This window comes from Gordoniibacillus kamchatkensis (assembly GCF_000829455.1).
In the GTDB taxonomy this organism is placed as follows: Bacteria; Bacillota; Bacilli; order Paenibacillales; family NBRC-103111; genus Gordoniibacillus; species Gordoniibacillus kamchatkensis.
This window is the reverse complement of sequence record NZ_JXAK01000004.1, coordinates 80,673-106,784: the sequence shown is the minus strand read 5'-3', so window position 1 is coordinate 106,784 and position 26,112 is coordinate 80,673. Positions and strand designations below refer to the sequence as shown.

General features: G+C 52.8%; 19 protein-coding genes and 1 pseudogene. 1 reads left to right on the top strand and 19 read right to left on the bottom strand.

Annotated elements, in window-relative coordinates; genetic code table 11:
• The 3 genes from SD70_RS03705 to SD70_RS03695 all read right to left on the bottom strand — a co-directional run bounded on the left by SD70_RS03705 (nt 1) and on the right by SD70_RS03695 (nt 3,816).
• Nucleotides 1-1,023: a carbohydrate-binding family 9-like protein gene (locus tag SD70_RS03705; protein ID WP_041045765.1), complete on the bottom strand. Its 1,023-nt coding sequence runs from the start codon at nt 1,021-1,023 to the stop codon at nt 1-3.
• Nucleotides 1,024-1,067: 44 nt separating this feature from the next.
• Nucleotides 1,068-2,354: an alpha-L-fucosidase gene (locus SD70_RS03700; protein WP_041045892.1), complete on the bottom strand. Its 1,287-nt coding sequence runs from the start codon at nt 2,352-2,354 to the stop codon at nt 1,068-1,070.
• A gap of 73 nt (nt 2,355-2,427) precedes the next feature.
• Nucleotides 2,428-3,816 (bottom strand): alpha-L-fucosidase, encoded by a 1,389-nt coding sequence (locus SD70_RS03695; RefSeq protein WP_041045763.1) that lies wholly within the window; start codon nt 3,814-3,816, stop codon nt 2,428-2,430.
• A 96-nt stretch (nt 3,817-3,912) separates the two neighbouring features.
• Here SD70_RS03695 and SD70_RS03690 point away from each other — a divergent pair, with 96 nt between their 5' ends.
• The gene (locus SD70_RS03690; RefSeq protein ID WP_041045761.1) at nt 3,913-6,216 is read left to right on the top strand and encodes a helix-turn-helix domain-containing protein; all 2,304 of its coding nucleotides are present in this window, start codon (nt 3,913-3,915) and stop codon (nt 6,214-6,216) included.
• A gap of 51 nt (nt 6,217-6,267) precedes the next feature.
• On the opposite strand, the pseudogene SD70_RS03685 reads toward SD70_RS03690, so the two are convergent.
• The 16 genes and pseudogenes from SD70_RS03685 to SD70_RS03610 form a co-directional block, all read right to left on the bottom strand.
• Nucleotides 6,268-7,889 (bottom strand): annotated as a pseudogene (locus tag SD70_RS03685) (extracellular solute-binding protein).
• 43 nt (nt 7,890-7,932) lie between these two features.
• Complete coding sequence (locus tag SD70_RS03680) at nt 7,933-8,841, bottom strand: carbohydrate ABC transporter permease (RefSeq protein WP_041045760.1); 909 nt, start codon at nt 8,839-8,841, stop codon at nt 7,933-7,935.
• A gap of 16 nt (nt 8,842-8,857) precedes the next feature.
• Nucleotides 8,858-9,820 carry an ABC transporter permease gene (locus SD70_RS03675; RefSeq protein WP_041045758.1) on the bottom strand — a complete coding sequence of 321 codons (963 nt, stop codon included), beginning with the start codon at nt 9,818-9,820 and terminating at the stop codon, nt 8,858-8,860.
• Between the two features lie 458 nt (nt 9,821-10,278).
• Entirely contained in the window at nt 10,279-11,343 is a 1,065-nt protein-coding gene (locus SD70_RS03670; RefSeq protein WP_041045756.1) for a sialidase family protein, read from the bottom strand.
• 64 nt (nt 11,344-11,407) lie between these two features.
• Nucleotides 11,408-12,751, bottom strand: coding sequence for a sialidase family protein (locus SD70_RS03665; protein WP_052487021.1), 1,344 nt, complete (start codon nt 12,749-12,751; stop codon nt 11,408-11,410).
• Between the two features lie 22 nt (nt 12,752-12,773).
• Nucleotides 12,774-14,510: an ABC transporter substrate-binding protein gene (locus tag SD70_RS03660; protein WP_041045754.1), complete on the bottom strand. Its 1,737-nt coding sequence runs from the start codon at nt 14,508-14,510 to the stop codon at nt 12,774-12,776.
• A 21-nt stretch (nt 14,511-14,531) separates the two neighbouring features.
• The gene (locus SD70_RS03655) at nt 14,532-15,404 is read right to left on the bottom strand and encodes a carbohydrate ABC transporter permease (RefSeq protein WP_041045752.1); all 873 of its coding nucleotides are present in this window, start codon (nt 15,402-15,404) and stop codon (nt 14,532-14,534) included.
• Nucleotides 15,405-15,423: 19 nt separating this feature from the next.
• The gene (locus tag SD70_RS03650) at nt 15,424-16,299 is read right to left on the bottom strand and encodes an ABC transporter permease (RefSeq protein WP_231571023.1); all 876 of its coding nucleotides are present in this window, start codon (nt 16,297-16,299) and stop codon (nt 15,424-15,426) included.
• A 203-nt stretch (nt 16,300-16,502) separates the two neighbouring features.
• On the bottom strand, nt 16,503-19,136 hold the full coding sequence (locus tag SD70_RS03645) for a sensor histidine kinase (RefSeq protein ID WP_197080928.1): 2,634 nt from the start codon (nt 19,134-19,136) through the stop codon (nt 16,503-16,505).
• 93 nt (nt 19,137-19,229) lie between these two features.
• Nucleotides 19,230-20,792, bottom strand: a complete 1,563-nt coding sequence (locus tag SD70_RS03640) for a response regulator (RefSeq protein WP_041045746.1) — start codon at nt 20,790-20,792, stop codon at nt 19,230-19,232.
• 82 nt (nt 20,793-20,874) lie between these two features.
• Nucleotides 20,875-21,846: an ROK family protein gene (locus tag SD70_RS03635; protein WP_052487020.1), complete on the bottom strand. Its 972-nt coding sequence runs from the start codon at nt 21,844-21,846 to the stop codon at nt 20,875-20,877.
• Nucleotides 21,843-22,574, bottom strand: a complete 732-nt coding sequence (locus tag SD70_RS03630; RefSeq protein ID WP_231571022.1) for an N-acetylmannosamine-6-phosphate 2-epimerase — start codon at nt 22,572-22,574, stop codon at nt 21,843-21,845. Before SD70_RS03630 ends, SD70_RS03635 begins: the two co-directional genes overlap by 4 nt.
• Complete coding sequence (locus SD70_RS03625; RefSeq protein ID WP_041045744.1) at nt 22,571-23,482, bottom strand: dihydrodipicolinate synthase family protein; 912 nt, start codon at nt 23,480-23,482, stop codon at nt 22,571-22,573. Before SD70_RS03625 ends, SD70_RS03630 begins: the two co-directional genes overlap by 4 nt.
• Before the next feature lie 56 nt (nt 23,483-23,538).
• Nucleotides 23,539-23,979: a YhcH/YjgK/YiaL family protein gene (locus tag SD70_RS32810; protein ID WP_052487019.1), complete on the bottom strand. Its 441-nt coding sequence runs from the start codon at nt 23,977-23,979 to the stop codon at nt 23,539-23,541.
• Nucleotides 23,976-25,100: a Gfo/Idh/MocA family protein gene (locus SD70_RS03615; RefSeq protein WP_041045742.1), complete on the bottom strand. Its 1,125-nt coding sequence runs from the start codon at nt 25,098-25,100 to the stop codon at nt 23,976-23,978. Before SD70_RS03615 ends, SD70_RS32810 begins: the two co-directional genes overlap by 4 nt.
• Nucleotides 25,101-25,266: 166 nt before the next feature.
• Nucleotides 25,267-26,103 carry an AraC family transcriptional regulator gene (locus SD70_RS03610; RefSeq protein ID WP_041045740.1) on the bottom strand — a complete coding sequence of 279 codons (837 nt, stop codon included), beginning with the start codon at nt 26,101-26,103 and terminating at the stop codon, nt 25,267-25,269.
• Nucleotides 26,104-26,112 lie beyond the last annotated feature (9 nt).

The following is a 26,112-nucleotide window of genomic DNA, read 5'->3' as shown; positions in this document are numbered from 1 at the left end:
TCACTCCTTCCACAGTTTCCCGTCTTCTCGTATGCAGAAAACCGCTTTTCCGTCCGATGACGGGGCTGTAATCTGAAACAGGCTGCGGGTCGTCTCGATGACTGGGTCAATGCTCCACGAATCGGCGCCCATGAGCAGCTTCGCGTCTTTCGAAAATTCGCCGTGGGCGGCAAAATAATTGCGCTCGCGGTAAAAGAGCTTACGCAGCTCCCATTTGATGCGCTCATCCCGCGGAAGCTCGAACGACTGCGGCCCGTCGCCGTCCGCGAATACAACGTAGCCCCACAGCTCCGGATAATGCATATTGATAATGCCCATCGGCGACCATACCCAGTTATCCTCCGGATAAGGCTTGCCCGTCTCCGGATTCAGCACTTTGCGGTATTCGCCGTCACGAACTTCCGTCCGCCATTCGACGCGGGAGAAGTTGACGCGCCAAAATTCGCCCGGTGCCGGCGGCCGGCATCCGGCCGCGCATTCCCGCAAGCTGGCCCACGGCATCGCCACCTCAACGCTCCACTTCCGGTTGTCCGCGCCGGGGTCGTTTAACTTGCCTTCGATATGCACAGCCGTTTTCAGGCCGCTGATGTCCCAGCCGTTTACCGGCGGGCCGCCGTCGCGGTACGGCTTCACAAGCAGCAAATCCCACACCGTATTCAGCGCATTGATTTCGAACTCGTAATAGCGATGAGTGTCCCCATCCGGATCGATGAAGATTTCAAAGTCGTTGTCGTAGAAAATGACCGAATCGCGCTCCGTCAGCGTTGCCCAAATATGATCCTCGGTCAGCTCCGCCGCAAAATAAAAATATTCGTCGTCCCACAGCATTTTCACCCGGGTCTGCTTCGCTGGCTTGGGACGAAGATCGCCTTCGATATCGACGAAATCGTCCGTCCAATCCGCCGGCGCCCAGAACGCCTTATCTACGCGGCCGTCCGGAACGAGTGGCCCCTGCGCGCGCCGGCATATGTAATGTTTTGGAGCATATTCGATCTTTGGCTCCGGCACTCCGCTTAAGTTCATAACTTTCCCTCCGTTTCGCACATGCAGTCGCGGCAATGTCAGCTTCAGTTATGGGTGACGACGGCTCCCGAACCGCCGTACATTTCCAATTCGTCGTCGAATTCCAGCTTGAGCACCGTTACTTGTTCATGCGTATCCTCGGGAGTCATATCAATCCAGGTCGTTCCCGGAATGTTGAACCACGGAACGCCGCCGTGAATTTCATGGGCCAGCTCTTTGCCCGAATGAAGAACGGTAATCTTTTTTATCGGGTTGCAAAGTCCTTTGAGGCATACGTTTTGTTTCGGGTCGTCGTAGACGAACAGGTACAGCGTCTTCCTGTCTTTGGAAACCGTGCTGCCCCCGAGGTAATAGCGGGTCATAATCCCTTCGACCGTCCCGTATACCGCCTCTTCATGCGTCCGGATCCATTCCCCGAGCCCGAGCAAAATGTCTTCCTGCCGCTTGTCGATCGTTCCGTCTTCCCGCGGGCCTATATTGAGCAGCATATTGCCGCCCATAGAGATGCAGTCGCAAAACATGCGGATGATCTGATTCAGCGATTTGTATTTGTCATCCGTCGGCACGTAGCCCCAGGAAGCGTTGATCGTGGTGCAAAATTCCCACGGCCCTTCCGGTCTCGTGATCGGCAGTCCCTGCTCCGGCGTTTTGTAATCTCCATGGCCCTGCAGCCTTGAATTGATGACGATGTCCGGATTGAAGGTCTGCACGTAACGCTTGAATTCGGGCAAATTCCACTGCTCGGCGCTTCGCTCCCAGTCGCCGTCGAACCAGAGCAGGTCCACCTTGCCGTAATTCGTCAAAATTTCGCGCAGCTGGTTGTTGTTGAAAGCGAGAAATTGGTTCCACCTATCCTGATCCTGAACTCCGTTCGGCGGGCCGGAATACGGGTTGACCTTGCTGAGATCGCCGGGCACCTTGCCGCCTTCATAGACGCTCGGATAATCGGGATGCGACCAGTCGATCAAGGAATAGTACAGGCCGAGGCGAATGCCTTTTTTCGCAATGGCTTCCGCATATTCCTTGACAATGTCCCTTTTCGCCGGCGTCCTCTTCACCACATTCAAGTCGCTGTACTGCGTATCCCAGAGAGCTACGCCGTCATGATGCTTGGTCGTAAGGACCGCGTATTTGGCGCCCGATTGTTCAATCAAGCCGGCGAGCCGGTCCGCGTCGAATTTCGACGCCGTAAAGCCGTCCAGCTGCTTCATGTAAGCTTCGTAGGAAACTTTTCCGTTGTAAAAAGACCACGATTCGGCCACTCCGTCGACTGCGTAAATTCCGTAGTGAATAAATATTCCCAGCTTCGCGTCCTCAAACCATTTTTGCATTTGCGCCCGCACCTTTCCCGAAGTTCTCCGCTTGCTCTCTTTCGTTCCTTACGCGCAGCAATAGCGCGCTATGTTACTTCAGCCGGAATACGTGGGCGATCGGCGCCGGCCCTTGCCGTTCCTTATCCGGAATCCGTACAGCAATTCCGTCCTCGGTGCGGCGGTATTGGAGCATCTCCTGACCGCCTACCAGGTCTATGCGGCTCACATCCGACCGGATCGGCAAGTGCAGCTCCTCCGGAACGGGCTCATTCTCATCCTTATACAGGTTTAAGGCATATATGGTGCCGCTTTTTTCGGTGAAATGGACGGAGCCTGCGGAATACGGCTCGCAAATGCGCGTTCCATAGATGGCCTCGCCGTGGACTTTCAGCCAGGCTCCCATCCCCTCGATCCGGGAAATGGCCGTTTTGGATATTCTTCCGTCCGGCTGCGGTCCGACATTGAGAGCCAGGTTGCCGCCTTTGGCGACGATTTCCACGAGCAGATGAATCAGCGTCCGCACCGATTTGTAGTTGTCCTCATAACGGAAAGAGAACGCCGAGCCCATCGTAATGCAGCTTTCCCAAGGCACATGAAGCGCGCGCCCCGGCACCGTCTGCTCGGGAGTGATCAAATTTTCGTAAGGCCCGCCGACCGTGCGGTCCGCCGAGAGAAGCCAAGGCTGAATGCGCCGGGCTTTCTCCACCACTTCGCCAACTCTGATGTTTTGGTCCCGGTAGTCGTTCACCCATCCGGCATCAAGCCAAAGGACATCGATCCGGCCGTAATTCGTTATCAGCTCCATAATCTGCCTATGGGTAAATTGAACGAACTGCTCCCACAGCCATGGATATTCCTTCGGATCGTAGGTCGGCCCCCGCGTCGTCAGCGTTCCCGGCCGCATTCCAGGGGCCCAGTAGTATGGCGTATGCCAATCGGCTTTGGAGAAGTAGGCGGAAATGCCGAGACCTTTCGCGCGGAACGCGTTGAACAGCTGCTTCGTAATATCCGCGTATTTGTGCGTATGGAACGGGCAGTCCGGACCCGTGATGCGATAATCGGTTGTGCGCGTGTCCCACATGCAGAACCCGTCATGGTGCTTGGTCGTAAAATTCAAATATTTGAAGCCGTTGCCCGCAGCAAGCTCCGCCCATAAGTCAGGCTGAAAGCGGAGCGGGTTGAACGTCTTGTTTAAAGCAAAATATTGGCGTTTCAGCTCTTCCGCATCGATATCCCAGTCGATCTCGTTGCGCGACCATTCCTCGTCTTTGTCGCTTAGCGCCCAAGATTCGACGAGGCCGAGCTGGGAATACGGCCCCCAATGCATCATCAGCCCCAGCTTCTGGTCCTTGAACCATTCCAGCCGCTCAAGCAGCAGCGGATTATCCGGCTTCACCCATTTCTCCTCGCTGCTGTAGTTGTGAACGCCCTGCTCCACCGCGGTCTCCCGCTCTTGCTCTGCCGGCTTGTTTTCGCTCATCGCGCTTGCTCTCCCTTCTTCCCTATGTCCAAAAAGCCGATTCGTTGGTATCATAAAACGAGACAGACGAATCGCTGTTCACAGGGGGCGCAGTCATTGAAACGAAACTACTTCAAATCCAAGCTGTTTTTAAAATATATTTGGTCCTACTTGTTCATCTTGCTCATTCCTTTGATCCTCATGACCGTTTTCATTTATGAAAACGCCGTCGCGAATCTCCGGAACGAAATCGAACATTCGCGTCTCGACCAATTGACGCAGACGAAAGTCATTATTGACGGTCGGATGAAGGAGCTCGGCGAAATCGCTTCCCGCATTTCCTACGATAACCGGCTGACTCCGTACCGGGTTCACGATCCGGTGACAAGCGGCGAAGCGATTCAGGCTTTGGACCAATACAAAGCGACAAGCTCGATCATCGACGAAATCTTTTTGTATTTTCACAAGGACGGGAAAATCTACTCCAGCAAAGGCCTTTACGACTTCGCTGTGTTCGCGGATAACTTCAGCTTTCAGAGCTGGAGCAAAACCGAGCTGTTTCGGGACTTGAACAGCGCCAAATACCCTACGATGCGCCCGGCCGATACCGTCGCCATCTCCTCCAACCTGAAAGAAACGGCGCTCGCTTATCTGATTCCGATAACCCCGAACAACCCCGATCCGCACGGGACGGTCATGTACCTGATCCGGGAATCCGAGCTTACGAGCCTCATCGATTCGATTCTGGGAAACTATAAAGGGCTGACGTACATTCTCGACAATGAAGGCCGCATGCTGGTGGACGACCGGCAGGGCGAAATGCTGTCCGATGCGGAAACGAAATCTCTCATCGGCCTTCCCCCGGGCATCTACGAGCGGAAAATCGGCGGCAAGGCCCATTCCATCGTATCCGTCAAATCGGAAAACAACGGCTGGACGTATGTGGCGGTTATGCCCAGCTCGCAATTTTTCAGCAGCGTCTTGCACGTCCGCAGCTTCATTATCATGCTGTTTACCATTACGGTTCTCGTAGGGGCCGCCATCGCGCTTCTGCTCGCCAAAATGCAGTATCAGCCGATATCGACGCTGGTGGAGTTTGCCGCCTCCAGAACGGATGCCCGGCGCTCCCGCGACAGCTCCGCCGCTGCCGGCAACGAGCTCGACCGGATCCGGACCGCGCTGCAGGACTACAGCTCGCGCGTAGACCTGCAGGAGCCTTTTGCGCGCAATCATTTTCTATCGATGCTGCTCAAGTACGGCAACGTCCAAAGTCTGTCCCCCGGGCTGCAGGAAGCTTTCGATCTTCGCTTCGACCGCTCCCGCCACTTCGTCATGGTGATCGGCTCGGGCAGCACGGACGATTCCCGAAGCGACCGGCAAGAACGCCAGGAAATGATCAAGCTGCTTAACCGGATCGAATTTCCCGAACTGGACGCGCGCGGTTACGGCGTCGAGCTGCCGCAGCTCGATCAGCTGGGGCTCATCGTCAGCTTTAACCCGAACGCGCAAGGCGACGAGTTTACGCATGTCCGCCGCATTGTCGAAGCCGTGCGCGACAATCTGCTCGAGCTTTTCGACGCGATGCCGATGATCGGTGTCGGAACGTGCTATCCAAGCCCGGACCAGCTCAACCAGTCCTTTATCGAAGCCTGCTCGGCGTTCGAGCTCCGGGCATCCGCCGGCCATGGAACCGTCACTTATTTTGAAATGCTTTCTTATACGCACGATCACGCGGTTTGGATCCCGAACAACACCTTGATGAAGCTCTCCCAAAGCTTGAAGCAGGGCAGCTTCGATGTCGCGGCCCACATTATCGGCTCGGGAATTGAGGACATGCAGTCGAAAGAATTGTCTGCCTGGCTCATGCGCTGCATCTGCTTCGACTTGCTGAATACGATGCTGAAAACCGCATCCGAGCTCGGCATCCACAGCTTGTTGCAGGAAGTGGCCCCGAACATGATGTACGGCAACTCCTTGGACGAGCTGAAGCGCAGCCTGCTCAACCTCGCTTCGCGGATCTGCAACCAGGTGGAGCGGAACAACCAGAAGCAAGAGCAGTCTTTAATGGATCAGATCGTGGCCTATATCGACGGCCATTATAAAGATCATACGCTGAGCCTGGAAACCGTCGCCTTCGAGTTCAGCGTTTCGCCTTCCCACGTAAGCCGTTCGTTCAAAGAGAAAATGGGACTTAATTTTATCCAGTACATTTGGCAAAAACGGCTCGAGGAAGTGAAGCACCAGCTGAAAACGACAAACGACCCGCTCAAGGACATCATCGTTCGCGTCGGCTATCAGGACACGCCCAACTTCACGCGGAAATTCAAGAAAGAGACCGGCTACACCCCCGGCCAATACCGCAAGCTGTTTTTCGAAAACGGCCAGCCGCTGCCTGAAGCCGAGCCCGACGACGAAGCGTGACAAAAGCCAACCCCGGCCGATAGCCGGCCGGGATCCGTTGGCTTTTTGCTTTTACTTCTTGCCGTTCCAGCGGTCGTATGCGCCTTGATACAAGCTGGCGATCCGGTCGCCGCCCATTTTTTTGATTTGCGCCACATATTTGTCCCAATTGGTGAGCGGCTCCTGTCCGGTCACAAATTTCGCTTCCATCTGCTGAACATACGTGTTCAGGTCGGATAACAGGGTAGTCGCTTCGCTCTGTTCATCTTTCGTCAAATAAACGTTAGGGAACGGAGCTTTTCCGATCGGCGCAAGCTTATCGGCAGTCTCTTTGTCGATCCACCGGTCGAAGTCGGTTTTGAGCCCTTTGGACAGCTCGGCAGAGTTCATGCCTGGCGTAAGTATGCCATAGTTCGGAGTGAGCGTTCCGCGGAACTGATCGCGCTCTTTGCCGCCCGGCACCGGGAGCCATTCTTTCTCGTGCGTATCCTTGTTCTTGTATTTCCAGAGCAAGCCTTCGGGGCCTTGCGAAAACAGCGTCGCTCCCTCGTAGCCGTACTGGTAGTCGATCCAGCGCATTGTCGCTTCCGGAGCGGGGTTTTTGCTAGTAATGGCGAACGTTCCGTTGGCGGAAATACCCGGATGCTTGCCGTAGACCGGGGAGCCGGCCACTTCGCTCTTCACCGGCGTCATGAGCGGATTGTCCTCGCTTGGGTCTCCGCCGAGCGTGAAGTAAGGATAGTAGTCGTTGAACAGGGCGATCTGGTTGTTTTGCCCTTTCGCTTTTTTCTGTTCAGGCGTTTGCGAGAACGTCTCGTGATCGAGCAGATCTTCTTTCCAGAGACGGTTCATGAAAGTCAAATATCCTTTATACCCTTCTTCTTCAGGCGTATAATGAACTTTTCCGTCCTTGTCGGCGTAAATAACTTCGTCATAAATGCCCCAGAAGCCAAGGAAGTACATGCGCAGATCGTCCAGCTTAACGGAAGTCAGCGGAATTTCGTCCTTTTTGCCGTTCCCGTTCGGATCTTCGTCTTTCACGCGCTTCAAATACGCGTACAGCTCTTCTGTCGTCTTGGGCAGCTCCGTCATATGAAGCGCTTTTAAAAACTTGCCGTTATACCACATCGGGCTCCGATACCATACGGCGGAAAGGTCGATATAGGGAAGCGCATAAATGTGTCCGTCAGGCGTTGTAAACGACTTGCGGATATCCGGATGCTCGTCAAAAATTTTTTTGATGTTCGGCGCATAGCTTCATCGATATATTTTTCGAGCGGGATCAATACGCCTTGGCTGCCGTAAGTCACTTGCTCGGCCGGCTTGAGATCCGCTGCGTAGAACACATCCGGCAAGTCGCCGCTGGCGAAGACGAGATTTTTCTTGGTGGCGAAGCTGTCGATCGGCGAAAGCTGGTACGTAAACTTGATTCCCGTCAGCTTCTCCATTTCCTGAAGCACGGGCATCTTGTTCCAGTCCGCCACGCCGGCGTCCTGCGACATCATCGTAAGCGTAAGCGGCTTGTCGACGATCGGGAACCCTTCTTTTTTAACGCCTTTAGCGCTGGCTGCCGCTGCCGAAGCTGAGGATGAGGATGAGCCCTCCGTTCCTTTTGTCGTACTGCAGGCTGCGAGCAGCGCTCCGGATACAGTTAGGCATAGCAGCATGGATGATGCCTTGCGAAGATTTTTCATTACAACCAACTCCCTCTTTTCCCCTGTTTGAATTATGGCAAGATCAGCCCTTGACGGAACCGATCAAAACACCCTGAACAAAATAACGTTGAAGGAACGGATAAATCGCAATGACCGGAACGGTCGCGACGATGATGACAGCGTATTTGACGAGCGCGGCGATTTCCGCCTTGCTGTTCATCGAGACAGCCGTGGAAACGTCGATGGCACCCCCGCCCTGTGCGGCCATTTCCTGCAAAACCAAGATCTGGCGCAGCACCAGCTGCAGCGGGTATTTCGCGGAATCGTTCAAATAAATGAGCGCCGAAAAGTAACTGTTCCAGTTGCCGACGCCGTAAAACAAAGCCATTACCGCAATAATCGGCAGCGACAACGGTAAAATAATTCGGATGAACAGCCGCATATTGGTGCAGCCGTCGATTTGGGCCGCCTCCTGCAGTTCTTTCGGAATGGAGCCCTGGAAAAAAGTGCGCGACACGATAATGTTCCAGATCGACGCGGCGGACGGAACGACGATCGCCCACATCGTATTGATCATGCCGAGCTGCTTGACGAGCAGATACGTCGGTACGAGCCCGCCGCCAAAAAACATCGTGACCATGAACATTCCCATAAAGAAATTGCGCCCGACAAAATCTTTGCGGCTGAGAGCGTACGCCGCCGGCAGCGTGACCGCCAAATTAATGGCCGTCCCGACGGCAGTATAGAGAATCGTGTTGCCGTACCCGGTCCAAATGCTCGTATTGGCGAACACTCTTTTGTAGCCTTCGAATGTAATCCCTTTCGGCCACAGCCACATGGCGCCCGAGGCGACGAGCTTCGGATTGCTGATGGAAGCGCTAATAATATACACCAACGGATAGAGCACGATAAGAAAAGCGAGAAACACGTAAATGTAATTGCAAATGAGAAATGCTTTGTCCCGCCGAGTTTCTCTAACGCCCGATATCATCCGGCTCCTCCCCCCTTTACCACAAACTGTTCTCGCTCGTACGGCGGATGATCTGATTCGAAACAACCAGCAGCGCGGCATTGATCACGGAGTTAAACAAGCCGACCGCTGTCGAGAAGCTGTATTGAGAGTCGACAAGCCCCGAGCGGTAGACGAACGTCGAAATCACATCTGACGATGTCATATTGAGAGGGTTTTGCAGCAGCAAAATTTTCTCGTACCCGACCCCGAGCAGACTACCCATATTCAGAATGAACAAAATGACCATCGTCGGCACGAGCGTCGGGATGTTAATATGGCGGACGCGCTGCAACCGAGAGGCTCCGTCGATGATCGCGGCTTCGTGAAGCCCCGGGTCCACGCCCGAAAGCGCCGCCAAATAAATAATAGTGCCCCAGCCTGCGCTCTGCCACACATCCGACAAGACATACATGGTCTTAAACCATCCCGGATCGGTCAAAAAGTCGGGGGCGCCGAGGCCGAAAGCTTTCAACAAATGAATGACGATTCCCGTCGATGGAGAGAGGAACGTAATAATCATACCGGCCATGACGACCATGGAAATAAAGTGAGGTGCATAGGTGACCGTCTGGGCCAGCTTTTTAAAGAAGCCGTTGCGCACTTCGTTGAAGGCCAACGCCAAAACGATCGGAACCGGAAAGCCGACGGCCAGCGAATACAAGCTGATGGTCAGTGTGTTCCATAACAGGTTACCGAAATAGTAGGAATGAAAAAAGCGGATAAAATGGTCGAATCCGACCCAGGGGCTTCCCGTAATCCCCTTAGTTGGAATAAAATTTTTGAACGCAATTTGGATGCCGTACATCGGGCCGTAGCAGAAGATAAGAAAGTAGAAAAAAGCGGGTGCGATGAAAATGTACAATTCCCAGTTTCGGGCGATTTTATTCCATATACTGTTTTTTCCTTTTCCCGGCTTCAACGTCGGATAGCCCGCGACGGCGGCTTTAGCATCCTGCATAGGATCACCCCTTCCTGATGTAGTTATCGATTCCGCAGCCATCGTTAACGCCGACATGCCGGATGAATGCTGGATGCATGCCGGATGCCGGAGTTGCTAACGCTTACACAGTTACGATATCCGGTTCGGGCAAGCTTCGTAAATATGTCATTTTGTGAATGCTTTGAAAGCGCATAACCTCAAGGCTTTGCGCTTCCCGGCAGGCGGCTCTGACAAGCGGCGATGTGTCATTTTCGACCGATCTGAAAGTGCTTTCATGGCGGGATCAATAATGACCAATTGCCTGCAATCATGAACGATCAACGCAATTTCATCGTCCAAAATGACACATGCGAAATAAAAATAACGGAGCCGCGAATCCGCGCTGCTCCGTTATGTAAGTCGCTTTTCGTTTGTTATCCCTTTATCATGTTTGAATCTTCGTAAGCATTTCGAGCCTTTCAGCCTTCACTCCCCGTTCATCTTGGAAGTTCCGGAAGCAGAAAGGCGTCCTCCCGCAAGCTGTAGCCCCGAATTTGGCAGTTCGGCGAGTCGTCCGCAATGTACTGCACAACGTAGATTTCGCCGTCGTCAAATTGAACCCAGCCGGAATAGCCGTTGTCGGCAAGCGGCGAGCGGTCGTAATCGATCGGCAGCACCCGGATCCATTGTTTCTTATAGTCGGTCGCCAAGACGGTATTCATATCCATATAGGCGGCAAAGAGATTTTGGTTCGTTCCGTAGCCGGCAGGCCCGCCTTGGTAAAATCGATGCGTCATCATCACATGCCCGCTCTGCAGCAATCGCGCCACAGGGCGATGACAGCCCGGCAGCGGCATCCGGATTGGGCCTTCCCACGTTTCGCCGCCATCTCTCGAAATCGCTTTGTAACCGTCCCGGCCTTCGTTCGAATTTTCGCGCAAAAATGCGACGAGCGTTTGATCGGGCAGCGCCAGGATCGACGCCTCGCATAAATGCAAACCCTCCTGGCTGGCGACCGTTATCGGCCCCGTCCAATCCGCGCCCTCATTATCCGTATACCAAAGCATCTGCTCCAAGTACCCGTGCGCTTTGCTTTTCCAATGCGCCGACAATAGCCACCTTCCCGAAGGCAGTTCGCACAATGTATCCGGCACGATTCCCCGCACCGGAGTAGGAATCGGTCCTGCCCACGACTCGCCTTCCGGAGTCCCGATGTACAGATCGTTAACAGCTTCGTGAAAATAACCCCGGTTCGTATCCTCCGCATCTTTGAATATCCGGTTCGCGACGATCACCAGCCTGTTGTCTTTGAGCCGCGCAATACTGCAGCAATCGTAGAAGTAATCGAGATTTGCCGTTCCTTCGGTTAAGGCGATTTTCCCGCCCCATGTTCTGCCGCGGTCATGGCTTTCTTTATAGACGATACGCGTAAAAGTCCGGTCCGTATGCCGCGTGCACTCCGTAAATACACAAATGAGTTTTCTTTTTTCCGTCAACGTAAGGGCGGGAAATGCCTCGTAAATGGAATCGTCTCTGCTGACGACAAATTGTTCGATAGCCATAAGATAACGCCTCCCGTGAGAAAGAAGACGGGGACCATCGGATCCCCGGCCCCGCAATTTTATGTCAGCCAGACATAAGCCACTCGAGCGAAAACTTGGTAAACTCGACCGTAATCGGTTTATTTTCCGAAAAGCTGAAATCACATTCATAGAGCAGCGCAATGCCGCCATCCGAAAGTACCGTCAAACAGCAGTAGGAGAAGGGGCCGTCGTAAATTTGCTTGGCGTATTTCCATGTGCGGCCGCCGTCTTCGCTCAGCCTGACCGTGCCGTTCACGCGCTTTTCCGGATCCGCCGGATTGGCGAACAGCACTCTCGTCTTCCCGTCGTCCATATGCGGATAAACAATTACGCTGGATTGGCAGACGGGATCGATCAGTTCCTGATCGTATTCCACTTCTCCCCAGGTTTGACCGCCATCCTTGCTTGCAGCGACTGCGGTTCGCTGCAGCCCGGCATGGTTGCGCATATAGACCCGAAGCTCGCCATCCGGCAGCTCGATCAGCTGCGATTCGGTCAAATCACCGCCATCCGCTTGCAGCGACTCGGCATCGACCGTTTGTCCGCCAAATATCCTGCCGTCGTTGGGGGATGCGCCTCTCCGCCACGTTGCTCCGTGGTCGTCGCTGTAGATGACGGCGCAGGACATTTTGCCACTGCGGTTCGAGAAATAGATCGGAAACGCAAGCCTTCCGCGAAATGCGCCGTGTTTCAGCTGAATGCCTCTGCCCGGGCCGGCTCCGATAAACTTCATCCAGGCTTCCTTCACCATCGGATTCAATTCGATCGGCTTCGACCAGGTTCGTCCGTCGTCGTCGCTTTTGATGATTTGCAAAAAGGAGGTTCGGGCTTCAAGCAAGCTTTCTTCGGGATGCGCGCCCTTTTTCAAGAAGATGTTTCCTTTGCTGTTTCCTTCGATAGTGACGTTCCCCTCGCCATCAACCATATAAGGGGTTGCGCGCCCTTCGCCATCGGTGACGCGCCCGTCCGGTTGCAGGCTGTACACACCGCCGAAGCTGTCATACAGCAGCCTGTTGCCCTTTGCGTCAAAGCCTGTTCCTTCTTCGGCCGACCATAAGCCGATGCCGCCGGGGGTATGCGAAAACAGCATCCAGATCGTGCCCGTCTGCTCATCCTGCAGCAAAGCGGTGTCGATCGCCGCCGCCCCGTCCAGCCCTTCGCCGGGATACGCAACAAGCTGCTGCACATCGCTCCACGTTAGACCGTTGTCGGCGCTGCGGCGAATAACAGTATTGATTTTGTTCGGGTTGTCCCGCATATCGCTGATTCGCGCATCGATGCCGGCGATGATCGTTCCATTGACCGTCGTAATCATGGAAGGAATCCGATAGGCCGCCGATCCGGCCAAGCCGGGGGAAAAGAGCGCGATTGCTTCGCTTTTGTTCATTGCCTGCACCAACATCCCATCGTTATTTTTTGCTTAGCAGATCGGCAACTTTCGGCGCTTTCTCCAGTTCGGCCAAAATTTCTTTGCCGCCGCTGTTCAAATAGTTTTGCACGTATTTGTCCCATTCTTTGTCGATATCGATTTGCCCGACGATGGCCTTCATCCGGAACTCGTTCACGATCGTGTCCAATTGGCCTTTATATTTTTTGTTCAGCTCGGCAGATTTCGTTTGGTTCATCAAATCGTATCTAAAAGGTCTGATCTCCATCTTCTGCAGCACATCCGGTCTGCCGAAAAATTCGGTCTTGAGCTTCGTAGTCGCTTCGGATGTCTGATAGGACGCCCGTTTGTCATCGTACGACCGGAAGTTGTACGCCCAGAAGCCCATATTCCCTTCCATATCCGGATATTCCGGCTTGACCTTAATTTCCGATTTTTCCGGAGTTCCCTGCCAAGTGGAATGAGTGCCGATTTCTCCATAAAGAGTCCAGCGGGAATCGTCGTCAAAGTTAATATAGTCGAAAATTTGCAGAATACGCGCCAGCTGCTCATCCGTCACCTTTTTGGAAATGTAGAAAGCGTCGCCCAGCCGGTTGACCGGGGTAAAGGCGCCTTCCCCTTGCTGCCCGTTCGGGCCGATCTCCGGCGCGGTCACGAGCAATTTAACGCCCGGATCCTTCTCCACAAGGTTCGCCGGAGCGCGTCCTTTCGTCCAAGCGTCCATACCGACATAAGCGGGCTGCGCCGGATAATAACCGGTCTTCCCGAGCTTGTACTTCTCCCAGCTCTTGTTCACGTCGATCGTCGTCCACTCCGGATCGAGCAGGCCTTCTTTGTTCCATCTTGCCATCATTTTCAAAAAGTCTTTGTACTTCTGGGATATTTCGGCAGCTACCAGCTTCCCGTTCTCCTCCAGATTGTACCCGCTCGCTGCCCCGTAGGCGCCGAGCAGTGTGGCCGCCCAGTTCGAGAAATTATTATTGAACGGAAGCATGCCGTACGTATCGTTCTTGCCGTTGCCGTCCGGATCGTTAAACGTAAACGCCTTCAAAATGTTCTCGGTTTCTTCCAGCGTATAAGCTTTGTCCGTGAAGTAGATCCGTTCCAGGCCGCCGCTTGTGCCGATAGGCTTCATGTCGCCCGGCGGCTTGATCCCCAGCTTCTCGAGCCAATCGAGACGGAAGGTCGGAGCCCAAATTAAATTTTTGGTATGCCCCTGATACCCGACGAGAGCCAAATATTCGTCCTTTTTGCCCGGCGCCACATTCATTTCCCAGCCGGGCGGATTTTCATCCAGCATTTTCGAGTAAAGAGGCGCGTATTTTTTCAGCATGTCCTTCGGGATCGTTCTTGTCAGGCCGTTTTCGTAATATTCCAGCGCCGACAGCGTTCCGCCGTTAAAGGCAAACGTATCCGGCAAATCGCCGGCGGCGATCATCAGCTGCACCTGGTCTTTGTTCCACGTATCCACCTTCACGTTGGAAATTTTGATATTGTACTTCTCTTCAAGCTTTTTTTGCACCCAGTTTCCGTCTTCGATTTTCCCTCTTGTGAAGGCGCCGGAAAGCTTCAAATCAAGCTTTTTGGAAAAATCTCCGGGTGCCGGCAGCCCCGACTGCTGATCTCCTTGCTTTTGGCTCTCGGACTTGGAGCCGGTCGTGCCTGTACCGGTCTTGCTCTCGCTGCTGCATCCAACCATGGCTAGAACTAGCGACCCGGCGAGCGCGGCCGACAATAAGACATTGAAGCGTTTCTGCATATGGATTATGCCTCCCCTTGTTTATCCTTTTAACGAACCGATCATAATCCCTTTGATGAAATACTTTTGTGCGAACGGATAAATGAGAATGATCGGGCCGATGGAAATCATGACGGTAGCCGCGCGCACGTTGCTGAGCAGCAAGTTGGCATTCGACATGCCGCCGCCGCCGAACTGCGTCTGCGACAAATCGAGGGCGACCATCATTTGCCTGACGACCATCTGCAGCACCGTCTTGGACGGATCGCGGATGTAAATCATCGCATCGAACCATGCGTTCCAATGGCCGACCGCCGCCCACAGCGCCACCGTCGCTATGACCGGCTTGGACAACGGGATCACGATGCTGGTCAAAATTTTGAAATAGCCCGCTCCGTCCATAAACGCCGACTCTTCGAGCCCCTTGTCGATCGTCATCAAATAGTTGCGCATAATAATGATCGAGAAGACGTTGACCGCCCCCGGCAAAATAAGCGCGAGACGATTATCGAGCAGGCCCAGGCTTTTGATGAGCAAGTAGTTCGGAATAAGTCCTCCGGAGAAAAACATGGCGATCAGGAAAAAGGCCGTGAAATAGTTGCGGTACGGCAAATCCTTCTTGGATAGCGGATAAGCCGTGAGAAGCGTGCACGTAACGATGAGCGCGGTGCCGATAACCGTCCTTATGATGGTGTTGGAATAAGCAACCATAATATTTTGAAACGTAAACACAAACTGATAAGCATCCGTCACCCATTGGTCGGGCCAAAGATGGAATCCGAGTGTCGAAGCGTTATTTGCATCCGAGAAGGAGAGCACGAGCGTCTGCCAGAACGGATACAGGACGGCCAGCGAAAACAGGCTGAGGAAAGTGACGTTCAAGGTGTCGAATAAAGGAAAGCTTTTTTTGCGCACAGCTGTTGTCCCCCCGTTTCTACCAAATGCCGTGCTCGCTTCGTCTGCGAATAATCGCGTTCGCACCCACGATCAAAACGACGCCAACTACGTTTTTGAACAATCCGACAGCCGTAGCGTAATCGAGCTGGAACTGCTCAAGGCCTTTGCGGTATACGTACGTATCGATAATATCGGCGACATCGTACACCATCGGATTGTACAGGTTCAAAATTTGATCGAAGCCCGCATTCAGTATGTTGCCCAGACTTAAAATGAACAAAATGACGATCATCGGAACGAGCGACGGAACGGTGATATGGATCATTTTCTTAAACCGGCCTGCTCCGTCCACATCTGCCGCTTCGTATAGATCCGGATTGATCGAGGAAATCGCCGCCAAATAAATAATGGCCCCCCAACCGATTTCTTTCCAAATATCCGTCACAATCAAGGCCGGAATGAAGAAGTTTTTGTCCGCCAAAAAGTTGATCGGCGTCCCCCCGAGCGAATGAATCACAAAGTTGATGATCCCCCTTTGCGGGGAAAGCACCTCGCCCACCATCGAAGCCAGAATGACCCAAGACATAAAATGCGGCAAGTAGGAAATCGATTGCGTTACTTTTTTAAACATGACGTGCCTGACTTCATTCAAAAGCACAGCCAGCACGATTGGAGCCGGAAAAGCCACGATCAGCTTCAAAACGCTAATCACGAGCGTGTTCTTCAAAGCCCGAATAAACAGGAAATCGTGAAATAGGCTTTTGAAATGCTCGAAATGGTTCCATTCGCTTTTCCATATCCCGAGGCCAGGCGAAAATTTTTTGAACGCAACCAGGATGCCGTACAACGGAACATAATGAAAAAGAAACAGCAGCAGCATCGGCACCAGCATCATGAGGTACAGCGTTTTCATTTTTTTGGCGCGTATTAGGTTTTCGTTTCGCGGTTTGGAACGATGCTGCTGATCTCGTTGAAGAACGGCGTCCATGGGAAAGTCGTTCACTCCCTTCGTTTGTTTTGGAAAACGCTTACGCACCCATTATAAAAAATGCGGCTGCCCGGAAGTGAAACGATCTTTAGATGTTGTAGCATAATCTTAATGTGTTGCCGTTCCGTCTACGGATGCGCCGGCAAAACAATAGTAACCGACGTTCCATCCCCGTACTTGCTGTCGATGTACAGGCCGTACGCTTCGCCAAAATTCAGCTTGATGCGCGCATTCACGTTGTAAATGCCCGCCTTTCTGATCTCCGGGTCTGCCAGCCGGGCGCGGACTTCCGATAATTCTTCCTCCGGCATTCCTGTCGCATTATCCTTCACGACAACCTCGATGTGGTCCCCTCGAAGTAGACAGCCAATTTCGATGGTCACATGCTTCCTTGTTCTCCTTGCCCCATGATGAATAGCATTCTCGATAACCGGTTGCAAGATCAGCTTCATCGTGCTGCATTCCAGCACTGCCTCATCGATCTGCCACACACAATGAAAATTATCGTATCGATGAGACATGATGCCTGCGTACGTTTTCGCGTACATGATTTCGTCCCGCATCCGGATCGTCTGCTCCCGATTCGTAACATAACGGAACAGCCTGCTTAGCGAACTGATCATATCGACTGCTTTGTCTACTTCCTTCATCTCAACCAAGTAGATAAGATTGTCCAGCGTATTGTATAGAAAATGCGGATTGATTTGCGATTGCAAGGCGATCATTTGGCTTTCTTTCTTTTCGTATTCCAGCTTGATCCGTTCTTGGCCGGCGACAATCGTTTCATGAACGAGCTCATCGATTCTGCGGATCATTTGATTAAAATTGCGGCCGAGCAAGTCCACTTCGTCTATGCCCGACATATGATCCGCGATCATCCGTTGGCCATCCCCAAGCTCGTACTCGTTTAACATGAAGTTCAGCTTGCCCAGCGGTTTCAGCATACGCTGCGACATGTAGTAGGCAAATAGAAGCATCAGAAGAAAGATAAGAAAGACGAGATACGAATCGTTCAAAAACAAACCTGCGACCTGCTGCTTCACATCCGAATAATTGTACCTGGATACGAATTTCCATGGCACCCCGGCTATTTTCTTCGCGGATACCCAATATCCCCCATAGGGTCCGCCCTGCTGCAAATCTCCATCGGGGATTGGGAAATCCAACGCCTTTCCGATTTGGCCGACTATGGGGTGCGATACGATTCGATTGTCCATATCAGCGATAAACGCCTCGCTGCCGTTCTGCTTGAACTCGGCATATAGATTGGAAAAATAGCCGCTGTCCAACTCGATTGTTACATACCCCGCAACCTCCGGATACTTGTCCAGCGGAATGATCGGCATCCCAAGAACGATAATAGCGTTGCCGAGATCATCTTTTGACAAGCTGTAACGGATTACCCTGCCCGACGATTTCATTTTATTGTAAAATTCTGGGCCTATTTCCCCGGCTTGCTTCGACCGATTGGAAAACATAAGCGTACCCGAACGATCGTAAATGCTGATCGTATTGCGGTTGAGCCCCAGGAAATGGTTCTCGCTGAGCAGTTGTTTTTCCAGCTTGGCCGAATCGTTTGCCAAGAGATTGTCCTGAACCGTCTTGTCGAGCGAAATGCGGGCAATGAGTACCTCGATCTGATTGATGTCGTGTTCCAACAGACTGTTCGTTTTTTCAAACAAAGAGTAGTAGCCCTGCTTCAAATCGTCGGCGGCAATTTTGGACGATTGCCAATAAAAAACGGCCATATAAACGAGAAGCGGCAGCAATATCGTCGTTATAAAATAAAACAAAAGCCGGTCTCTGAGATTAAATTGTTTTCGGTGGGCGTGCAGTTCCTTATAATAATTCAATTTCTCTCTGGCAAAATCGTAGGATTGAAACAACTTGATCAGCTTATAAATGGGATAGAGCACCTTGTTCGAAATCATTCGTGAGGAAATAAAGGAAACCACGATGGCCAGCAAGACGGTGAGAATCGTCAAACGGATCATAAGGATAAGCTGCTCGTGATAAAAATCCAACCGATCCACATAGACCAACCGGAAATTGTTAAACGGAACGGTCGCTTCATGAACTTCCAATCCCTTTAGTTGCCGGCCGGCTGGCGCTCCGCTAAAAATCAAGTGGCGATTCGCATCGAATAGCGTGATGTTTTCGTTGTAGGGGATCTTGTCTTTGAAATAATTCGGGTCGAGCAAGATCAGGATTACTCCCTCAACCGCACCGCCGTCGCCGGTGATATTTGCAGCAAAAAACATATGCTGGTCCAGTTCTTTGCTCGCATTCGCCGCTCCCTTGCCCGGATCAGGTTCGCTTGGCAATACGATGCGCTCCTGCGCTTTCCCGAGAGGGATGAAATTGGATTCCTTCTCGAGCTCGCTTCGCACCCGGATGCCGTTCAGATTGAAGTCCAAATATTTATGGTCGGAGCTGAACTGGCTTTGCGGAGTAACGACCAGGACGTTATCGATGAACGCGTTCTCCTGTCTGACGTTATACAAATATTTTTCGAAATCGACCGCCAGCCGGTACTTGTCGACCGTATTCGTATCGCCGCTCCTCAAGCTTTGGATATAGCCCAGCAGCCGTTCGTTCGTCTTCAAATTGCTAAGCAGAAAATACACGTTGCTGAAGCTTGTATTGATTTCGAACGAAATTTGATTCATTCTGGTGCTGACGATAAACTGCTTTTTCTCTTCGATAAAATGTTTGATCTTGAAAAATAAAATACTGCTTAACAGCAGCAATAAAACGAGCATAGCCCCCAAGGAAAACAACATAAGGAAATTTCGAAACGAAATCCTCCGTATCCGATTCACACTCGGAACCATAACAAGCCTCCCGCGATGGCATTAGTTGTCGTTTGACCGGTATCCCAAAGGATTCCTGCCTATTACTTTCTTAAAAACTTTAACGAAGTAGGAATGGTTCTGAAACCCCACTATCGCGGAAATGTCCTTGATTCGGCAATCCTTGTTCCGGAGCAGTTCCGCGGCCTTCCGGACCCTGACTTCATTGACGTAATCGATAAAGTTTTGCCCGGTTTCTTTTTTAAATATGGAGCTGAAATAAGCCGGATGGATATACAATTGCCGGGCCATATCCTCCAAAGTGATTTTTTCGGAATAGCGGCCCAGAACGTGTTGTTTGGCAAGAATCACATACCGGTTTCCGTCCCGCTCCTCTTCAGCGCTGCGCAGCAAGTCGTCTACCGTTCGCTTCAGCCAGCTTTTCAGAACAGCGAGCGATTGGGCGGCATATATTTGCTCCAGCGCCTGCTTCTTGTCCAACGCGGGCAGCGATATCCCTTTTTCCTTAGCCTTCAGCAGCAGCGACAAGACAATTTCCGAAAAGACGATTCGGACCTCTCCCAAGCTTAACCCCTTGGCCTGCTCCAACGTATCAAAAAAATCGCGCAAAACGGAAGCGGTTTCATTTATGTGCTGCGATAAGACGGCTTGAGTTAAACGATCCGTGATTTCGGCCAGCTGTTCATTCGTTCGTTCTCTGCCGCTTTCGTCTGCATAGTGTGCGGATAAATCTTGGTAAAAAATAATGGAAAGACGTTCATCGAAAAATGTGTAGCTGCAGGAATAGATCGCTTGGTTGTACGATGTGTTGATATGCTCCGGTCCCTGCACCATATTGCCGATGCCGATCGATAAGCTGCATTCCTTGCCGAAGCCGGACATTACGGATTGTTTCACGCAGTCGGAAAATTGCTCCAATCTGTTCTTCAGATCGTATTTGCTGATCGGTCTTGGATCGTGTGCGAACAATACCAGATGGTTGCCGTAAAATAAAATCGGGATATGGCTTTCCTTCCAAAATTGCCTCGAGATTTCCGTAATAAAGTGGCGGATGGACAAGCCCAGATCTTTCTCAAACCGTTTTTCGAACGAGCACACGATGATTCGCATATTGTCGTAGAGCCACGGCTCGTCATAGCATTCCGCATTTTCTCCCTTTACAAGGTCGATCAGCATCGTTTCTTCTTGCGCAAGCGCACCCGTCTTCCGTTCGGTGTACAATTCTTCGTCTTTCTTAAGCTCTAGAGCGAGGCCATGCAGCAAGGCAACTAACTCTTGTTTCATCAGCGGCTTTAACAAATAGCCTTTGACCCCGAATCGTATCGCATCCTGGGCGTATTTGAAATCGTCATAAGCCGAAAGAATGAGTACCTTCGTGCGGGGATATCGGGCTTGTATCGATTTCGCAAGCTCGATTCCGTTCATTTCCGGCATGAGAATATCCGTCATAACGACGTGGGGAACGTCCCGCTCCATCAGTTCGAGCGCTTCCAGCCCGTCCGCTGCGGCGCCGGTTACTCGAAATCCGGCTTCGTTCCACGGAATCGAGGATACAAGCCGCTCTCTAATGTTCTTTTCGTCATCCACTACCAGCACTTTATACATGCGTTACCTCCCCCCTTGTCCGCTTTTCTATGCAGCAAAAGAGGCCGCATAAGCATGCGCCTCCCTTTTGCCAACAATTGCGTTATTCCAAATCTGCATATTCCCAAACCTGCAGCGCCGCGCCGATCGTGCCGCTCCAATTGCCGCGGTACGCCGCCTGGATCCGGACTCCCTCCGCAAGCGATGGCATTGACCGGCGCCGCACCTCCTCGTGCAGCCGCATCAGCAGCGCTTCACCTGCCTCCGCTACCCCGCCGCCGATGACGATAAGCTCCGGATTGAACATATGGATCAGCGAGGCGACGGCTGCGCCCAATGCGGCGACCATTTCATTCATTACGTCCGCTGCGATCGAGTCGCCTGCTTGCCAGCGGGCGAACGCCTCGCGCGCATCCGGCCGCTCTTCGGACCTTCCGCACGTCGCGAGCCGCTCCCGCATCCGCCGGGCGATGCTTGTTCCGGACGCGTATTGCTCCAGACATCCTCTGCCGCCGCATATGCACGGCTCGCCCCGAAAGTCGACCGTCATGTGCCCAAGCTCGCCGGCCCCTCCCCAGGCACCGTGCACGAGCCGACCGTCCGTTACGATCGCTCCGCCTACGCCTGTCCCAATAGCAATGCAAATCAGGTTGCGCACGCCTCGACCCGCACCGAGCAGCTTCTCCGTCAACGCCAGCACGTTGACGTCGTTGTCCACCCTGACCGGCAGCCGGAAACGCTCTTCCAGCAGCCGCTTCAGCTTCGTGCCGCTGTAGCCGGGAAGAAGCCCCGTAGCATGCCGGATGCTTCCCTCCACCCAGTCGATCTGGCCAGCGCTGCCTATTCCGATGCCTTTATAGCAGAGGTTCGGCCGCTCTCGCCGTGCCTCCGCCAGCAACCCCGCGATCGCCTCCTGCACGCGATCTGCCGTATCCTCTTGGCCGGCAAGCGTACTGAGGCTGAACGTCTGCAGCACTTCTCCAACAGCCGTCACGATACCTGCGTTAATCTTCGTCCCCCCGACGTCCACCCCTATCGCATAGGGCGACTCGGAGTCCCATATTTCCGCTCTCATGCCCCCGTCTCCTGCGCATGGAATTCGTTCCATTTGCTTAGCGCCTGAGTGTAACGCGCTGTAATTAACTGCGGCCGCGTAATCGCGCTGCCGACAACGACGTAAGAAGCGCCAGCTTGCATCGCCTTGATAGCGTCCTCCGGCGTCCAGATTCTTCCCTCCGCCACCACCGGAATCCGCACCGCTTCGCTAAGCCGCCGAACAAGCTCGAGGTCCGGCTCCTCCTGCTGCGGACTGTACGGCGTATATCCGGACAGCGTCGTCCCGATGAAATCGGCTCCGAGCCGCTCCGCGGCAAGCCCTTCCTCATACGTGGAAATATCGGCCATTACTGCCGCGCCGTGGCGGTGCGCATAGTCGATGAGCGTCGCTGCCTGTTCCGGGCGGCCCTCCCGGTCCGTCATATCGAGCGCCACGACATCCGCTCCCGCAGCCACAATCGCTTGCACTTCCTCCAGCGTCGGCGTAATGAAAATGTCCGACCCCGCAATGTCCCGCTTGATGAGTCCGATCACCGGCACCGGCACGGTTTGTTTGATGGCTCGGATATCGAACACACCGTTCGTGCGAATGCCGATGGCGCCGGAACTCACCGCCGCTTTCGCCATTTTGGCCATCGTATCGCCGCCATGCAGCGGCTCGTGCTCCAACGCCTGGCACGATACGATCAGCCCTTGCGCGAGAACAGGCCGCTTGCTTTCGCCATCCCAGATCCCTCCCCGATTCACACTTGGGCGATATAATGCAGTATTTTCTCATTAAGCGCCCGAACGCGCTCCATATCTGTCTCCGCCACCGGCAGCAGCGGCATTCGCGGCTCGCCGATGTCCAGCCCGCGCAGTTTCAGAATCGCCTTGCAGGCGCCGTACAGCGACGGGAACGACAGCAGCTCTGTAATGATCTCGTTCACAGTGAATTGCCACTTTCGCGCTTCCTCCAGCTTACCTTCCGCAAAACATCGCTCGATTTGCATAAACAGTTCGGGCATGACTCCGTACGTCCCGCCGATGCCCCCGTCCGCACCGATGCTGCGGCCCGCCAAATACTGCTCGTCGGGCCCGTTCAGGACGAGGAAATCGTCTCCGCCCGCCGCTTTGAACTGCTGCAGCTCGAACGTGCTCTCCGCCGATATTTTGACGCCAATGACTTTGTCCTGTGCCGCCATCTTCACGAGCAAACTCTTCGATAGCTGGAAGCCCGTCGTTTGCGGAATATGGTAAATGATGAACGGCAGCGAGGTGCTGTCGATAATCGCCTGCCAATGCCGTTCCACGCTTTGCGGGGACAAGCGGTAATAGATGGCCGGTACGGCGGAGACCGCATGGGCGCCAACTTCCTCGGCGTGCTTCGCCAGCTCGATGCTCTCGCGGGTCGACGGCGCACCGACATGCGCGATGACGGTCAGCTCCCGGCCAACCTCCTGCACAGCCGCCTCCAGCGTCAACTTGCGCTCCGAAGCGGACTGCAGCATGCCTTCCCCGGAGCTGCCGCCTACGTATAACCCGCTCACTCCGACGTCGGCGTAATGCCGGGCCAGCCTTCGCGCCGCTTCCGGGCTCACATTTCCTTGCTCGTCATAGCAGGAGTACATGGCGATGGTGATGCCTTTGAATCGATCCAAATGGTAAGATTTCATGCGAACTGCCTCCCCGGCATAGTTTCTTCTCGCCGCTCGCGCCCGATTGTACGGGACTACAGCGCAACTTTATAAACCATTTTCGTGACTTCAACTTCTGTGTCCACATGCGCCCCGACCAGGTGCGTATCTTCGGGAAAACAGATCAGAAAGCTGCCGCTGTCCAAATAACCGCTGAACTTCAGATCCGATGTCACATCGCCGAAATAAATATCGTTTGCCTCGTCGTAATCCGTCCGGCCGCTCAAATAATCGGTATGGCTTACCTCAACGTACTCTTTTCCTTCCAGAACGACGTGAATATCGGCATATTTGCGGTGGCCTTCGAATCTTTTCTCCGCTTTGGCAACCGTGTCGAACTTCATTTTATTCTTTACGAATCTTGCGGCTTCTGCGGCCTCCCCGTGCAGATTGGACACCATGTCTTGAACGGCGGCCGCCAGTCCGGGATGCTCGAAGGAGTAGCGGCCAAGGTTGGCGATTTTATCCCAGATCATGAGGATACCGCCTTTTTCCGGGTAATTTCGTCCACACTGACCTTCCGGTCTTCTTTCAGTGATAGCGTTAAAGCGTCCGCCGTAGCGATTGAAGCTCGTGCTGCGGTTCCGTCAAGCAAAGGCTTGAACTCCTGGTCGGGTTCGGCCCCCTGCATAATGCTATTGAAATACATCATCTCCTTTTTCATAATGCTGTGGAGCCATAACGGCGGCGCCAGGTTAGGCTTGCCGTACATGATCGCCCCATCCGTTTCCAGCCCTTTATAGATGCGGGTACGGTCTTCATCCTCTTCTTTGGATTCGTGCAGAAGAAACCTCTCTTCCCCTTCGGGAGTTTTCAATACGACTTTAACATCCTGCAAATCGATAAGAATTGCGCCTTTGCTGCCTTGAATTTTGACAAAATGGTCGCTCCAGCGAAAAGCGGAGCCGTACTGCAAGGTCGCATACCGATTATGTTCGAATTCCAGCGTAATGAATAACATATCTTCCTCGTCACCGAACCCGGCCCCTTGATGGGCAACGTTCCCCCCTGCCATGCAGACTCTTTTCGCCGGTCCCATCAGAAACTGGATAAAATCAAGCTCGTGAATATGGTGATACAGATGTCCGCCTGAGAGCTCCCGCTTCTTTTTCCAACTGACCTCGCTCTGAGCTTCCTCCCAGCCGTTGCGTTCCGCATGGCAGAACAGGATGTCCCCGATTCGCCCCTCGTTAATCAGCCTTTTGACCGTCCGGACCCCGTTCATAAAATTCATTACGTGACCGGCCATGAAAATAAGCCCCTTCTCCTTCGTGGCCGCAATCATTTCGTTGCAGTCATCATAAGACAACGCAATCGGCTTTTCGCAAAACACGTGCTTGCCGTGAGCGGCGGCACGCATGACAGGCTCTTTATGGAACCCGTTAGGGGAGGCTACGATAACCGCATGGACATCCTTCCTGCTGCATAAAGATTCAATGTCTTTCTCGGCATCGCATTGCAGCTCTTTTGCTATCGGCTCCGCGTGCATCGGGTCATAAACCGCTACAACTCTGGCGCCTTCCAGCTGATTCATCAGCCTCGCCAGCCCGGCGCCGAAGTACCCCGTACCTACAACAGCATAATGAATCGTATTCATGCGTAACTCCTCCCGATGGTTGCTTCATTTTTTATTTAACCGATCCGTCCGAAAGACCGCTCGCAATCTTTTACACCATTTATGATAGCGAAGAGAAATGGACATTTGAACATAGTAAACCATCCAATATTAGCACAAATCGCTCATGCCAAAATAAAACAGCCGGCTATTCTCTTGCCAGCTGCCTGTAAGAAAATGGCGTAACTCCAAAATGTTTTCTAAACACGCGCGAGAAGTAATTCGGATCTTCAATCCCGACCTGATACGCGATATCCGATATTCGCTCATCCGTTTCCAATATTTTTTTGGCGGCAACGACCATTCTCAATTCAATCAAATAATCGCTCGGCGATTTGCCGGTATGTTGCTTAAATAGCCGGCGCAACGAAGATGCGCTTACATTGACCATCCGGCCCATTTTCTCGATGCTGATATTTTCCTTATAGTTGTCCAGCATATAGGCCAAAACCACTTCGACCCGGCTGTCGGTTTTATTATCGAACTTTACTTTTCGCGGTTTATCCGATCTTACCGTGAACGCCTCGGAAGAGCTGATTAAATGGCCTACGATTAACTCCAGGTATCCCCTGAGCGTATAATGCTTTCCTCTGTTCGTCGAATCCTTCTCCCGAATAATGGATTGGAAATGCGATTTGATTTGAGGCTCCGTACATTTCACCTTCGTATCAAACCCAAATAATTCCGACCAAATCTCACTATCGATAAGCGCAAGCGTTGCGGTGAAACGAATGCTCATGAAAGTAAAATCGTCTGTCAGCGCTTCGCAAAACAGCGTGCTACCTTGAGGAATGTATACAATATCATCTTTGCCTAAATGATAGGTCGTATCGTCGATGATGAATTTGGCATTGCCCTTTTCAATATAACGGATCATGGAATAAGGAATAATGGACTCGTAATAATTCCATTCTTTGGGGAAGCTGTACCTTTCCGCATAAAGATAATTTAATCGAAGCGCATGAAAAATATCGTTTTCCGACATGATGCCATC

Coding starts and splice junctions, on each gene's coding strand:
- SD70_RS03705 (WP_041045765.1), bottom strand. CDS start 1,023: ATGAACTTAAGCGGAGTGCCGGAGCCAAAGATCGAATATGCTCCAAAA.
- SD70_RS03700 (WP_041045892.1), bottom strand. CDS start 2,354: ATGCAAAAATGGTTTGAGGACGCGAAGCTGGGAATATTTATTCACTAC.
- SD70_RS03695 (WP_041045763.1), bottom strand. CDS start 3,816: ATGAGCGAAAACAAGCCGGCAGAGCAAGAGCGGGAGACCGCGGTGGAG.
- SD70_RS03680 (WP_041045760.1), bottom strand. CDS start 8,841: ATGATATCGGGCGTTAGAGAAACTCGGCGGGACAAAGCATTTCTCATT.
- SD70_RS03675 (WP_041045758.1), bottom strand. CDS start 9,820: ATGCAGGATGCTAAAGCCGCCGTCGCGGGCTATCCGACGTTGAAGCCG.
- SD70_RS03670 (WP_041045756.1), bottom strand. CDS start 11,343: ATGGCTATCGAACAATTTGTCGTCAGCAGAGACGATTCCATTTACGAG.
- SD70_RS03665 (WP_052487021.1), bottom strand. CDS start 12,751: ATGAACAAAAGCGAAGCAATCGCGCTCTTTTCCCCCGGCTTGGCCGGA.
- SD70_RS03660 (WP_041045754.1), bottom strand. CDS start 14,510: ATGCAGAAACGCTTCAATGTCTTATTGTCGGCCGCGCTCGCCGGGTCG.
- SD70_RS03650 (WP_231571023.1), bottom strand. CDS start 16,299: ATGAAAACGCTGTACCTCATGATGCTGGTGCCGATGCTGCTGCTGTTT.
- SD70_RS03645 (WP_197080928.1), bottom strand. CDS start 19,136: ATGCTCGTTTTATTGCTGCTGTTAAGCAGTATTTTATTTTTCAAGATC.
- SD70_RS03640 (WP_041045746.1), bottom strand. CDS start 20,792: ATGTATAAAGTGCTGGTAGTGGATGACGAAAAGAACATTAGAGAGCGG.
- SD70_RS03635 (WP_052487020.1), bottom strand. CDS start 21,846: ATGAGAGCGGAAATATGGGACTCCGAGTCGCCCTATGCGATAGGGGTG.
- SD70_RS03625 (WP_041045744.1), bottom strand. CDS start 23,482: ATGAAATCTTACCATTTGGATCGATTCAAAGGCATCACCATCGCCATG.
- SD70_RS32810 (WP_052487019.1), bottom strand. CDS start 23,979: ATGATCTGGGATAAAATCGCCAACCTTGGCCGCTACTCCTTCGAGCAT.
- SD70_RS03615 (WP_041045742.1), bottom strand. CDS start 25,100: ATGAATACGATTCATTATGCTGTTGTAGGTACGGGGTACTTCGGCGCC.
- SD70_RS03610 (WP_041045740.1), bottom strand. CDS start 26,103: ATGTCGGAAAACGATATTTTTCATGCGCTTCGATTAAATTATCTTTAT.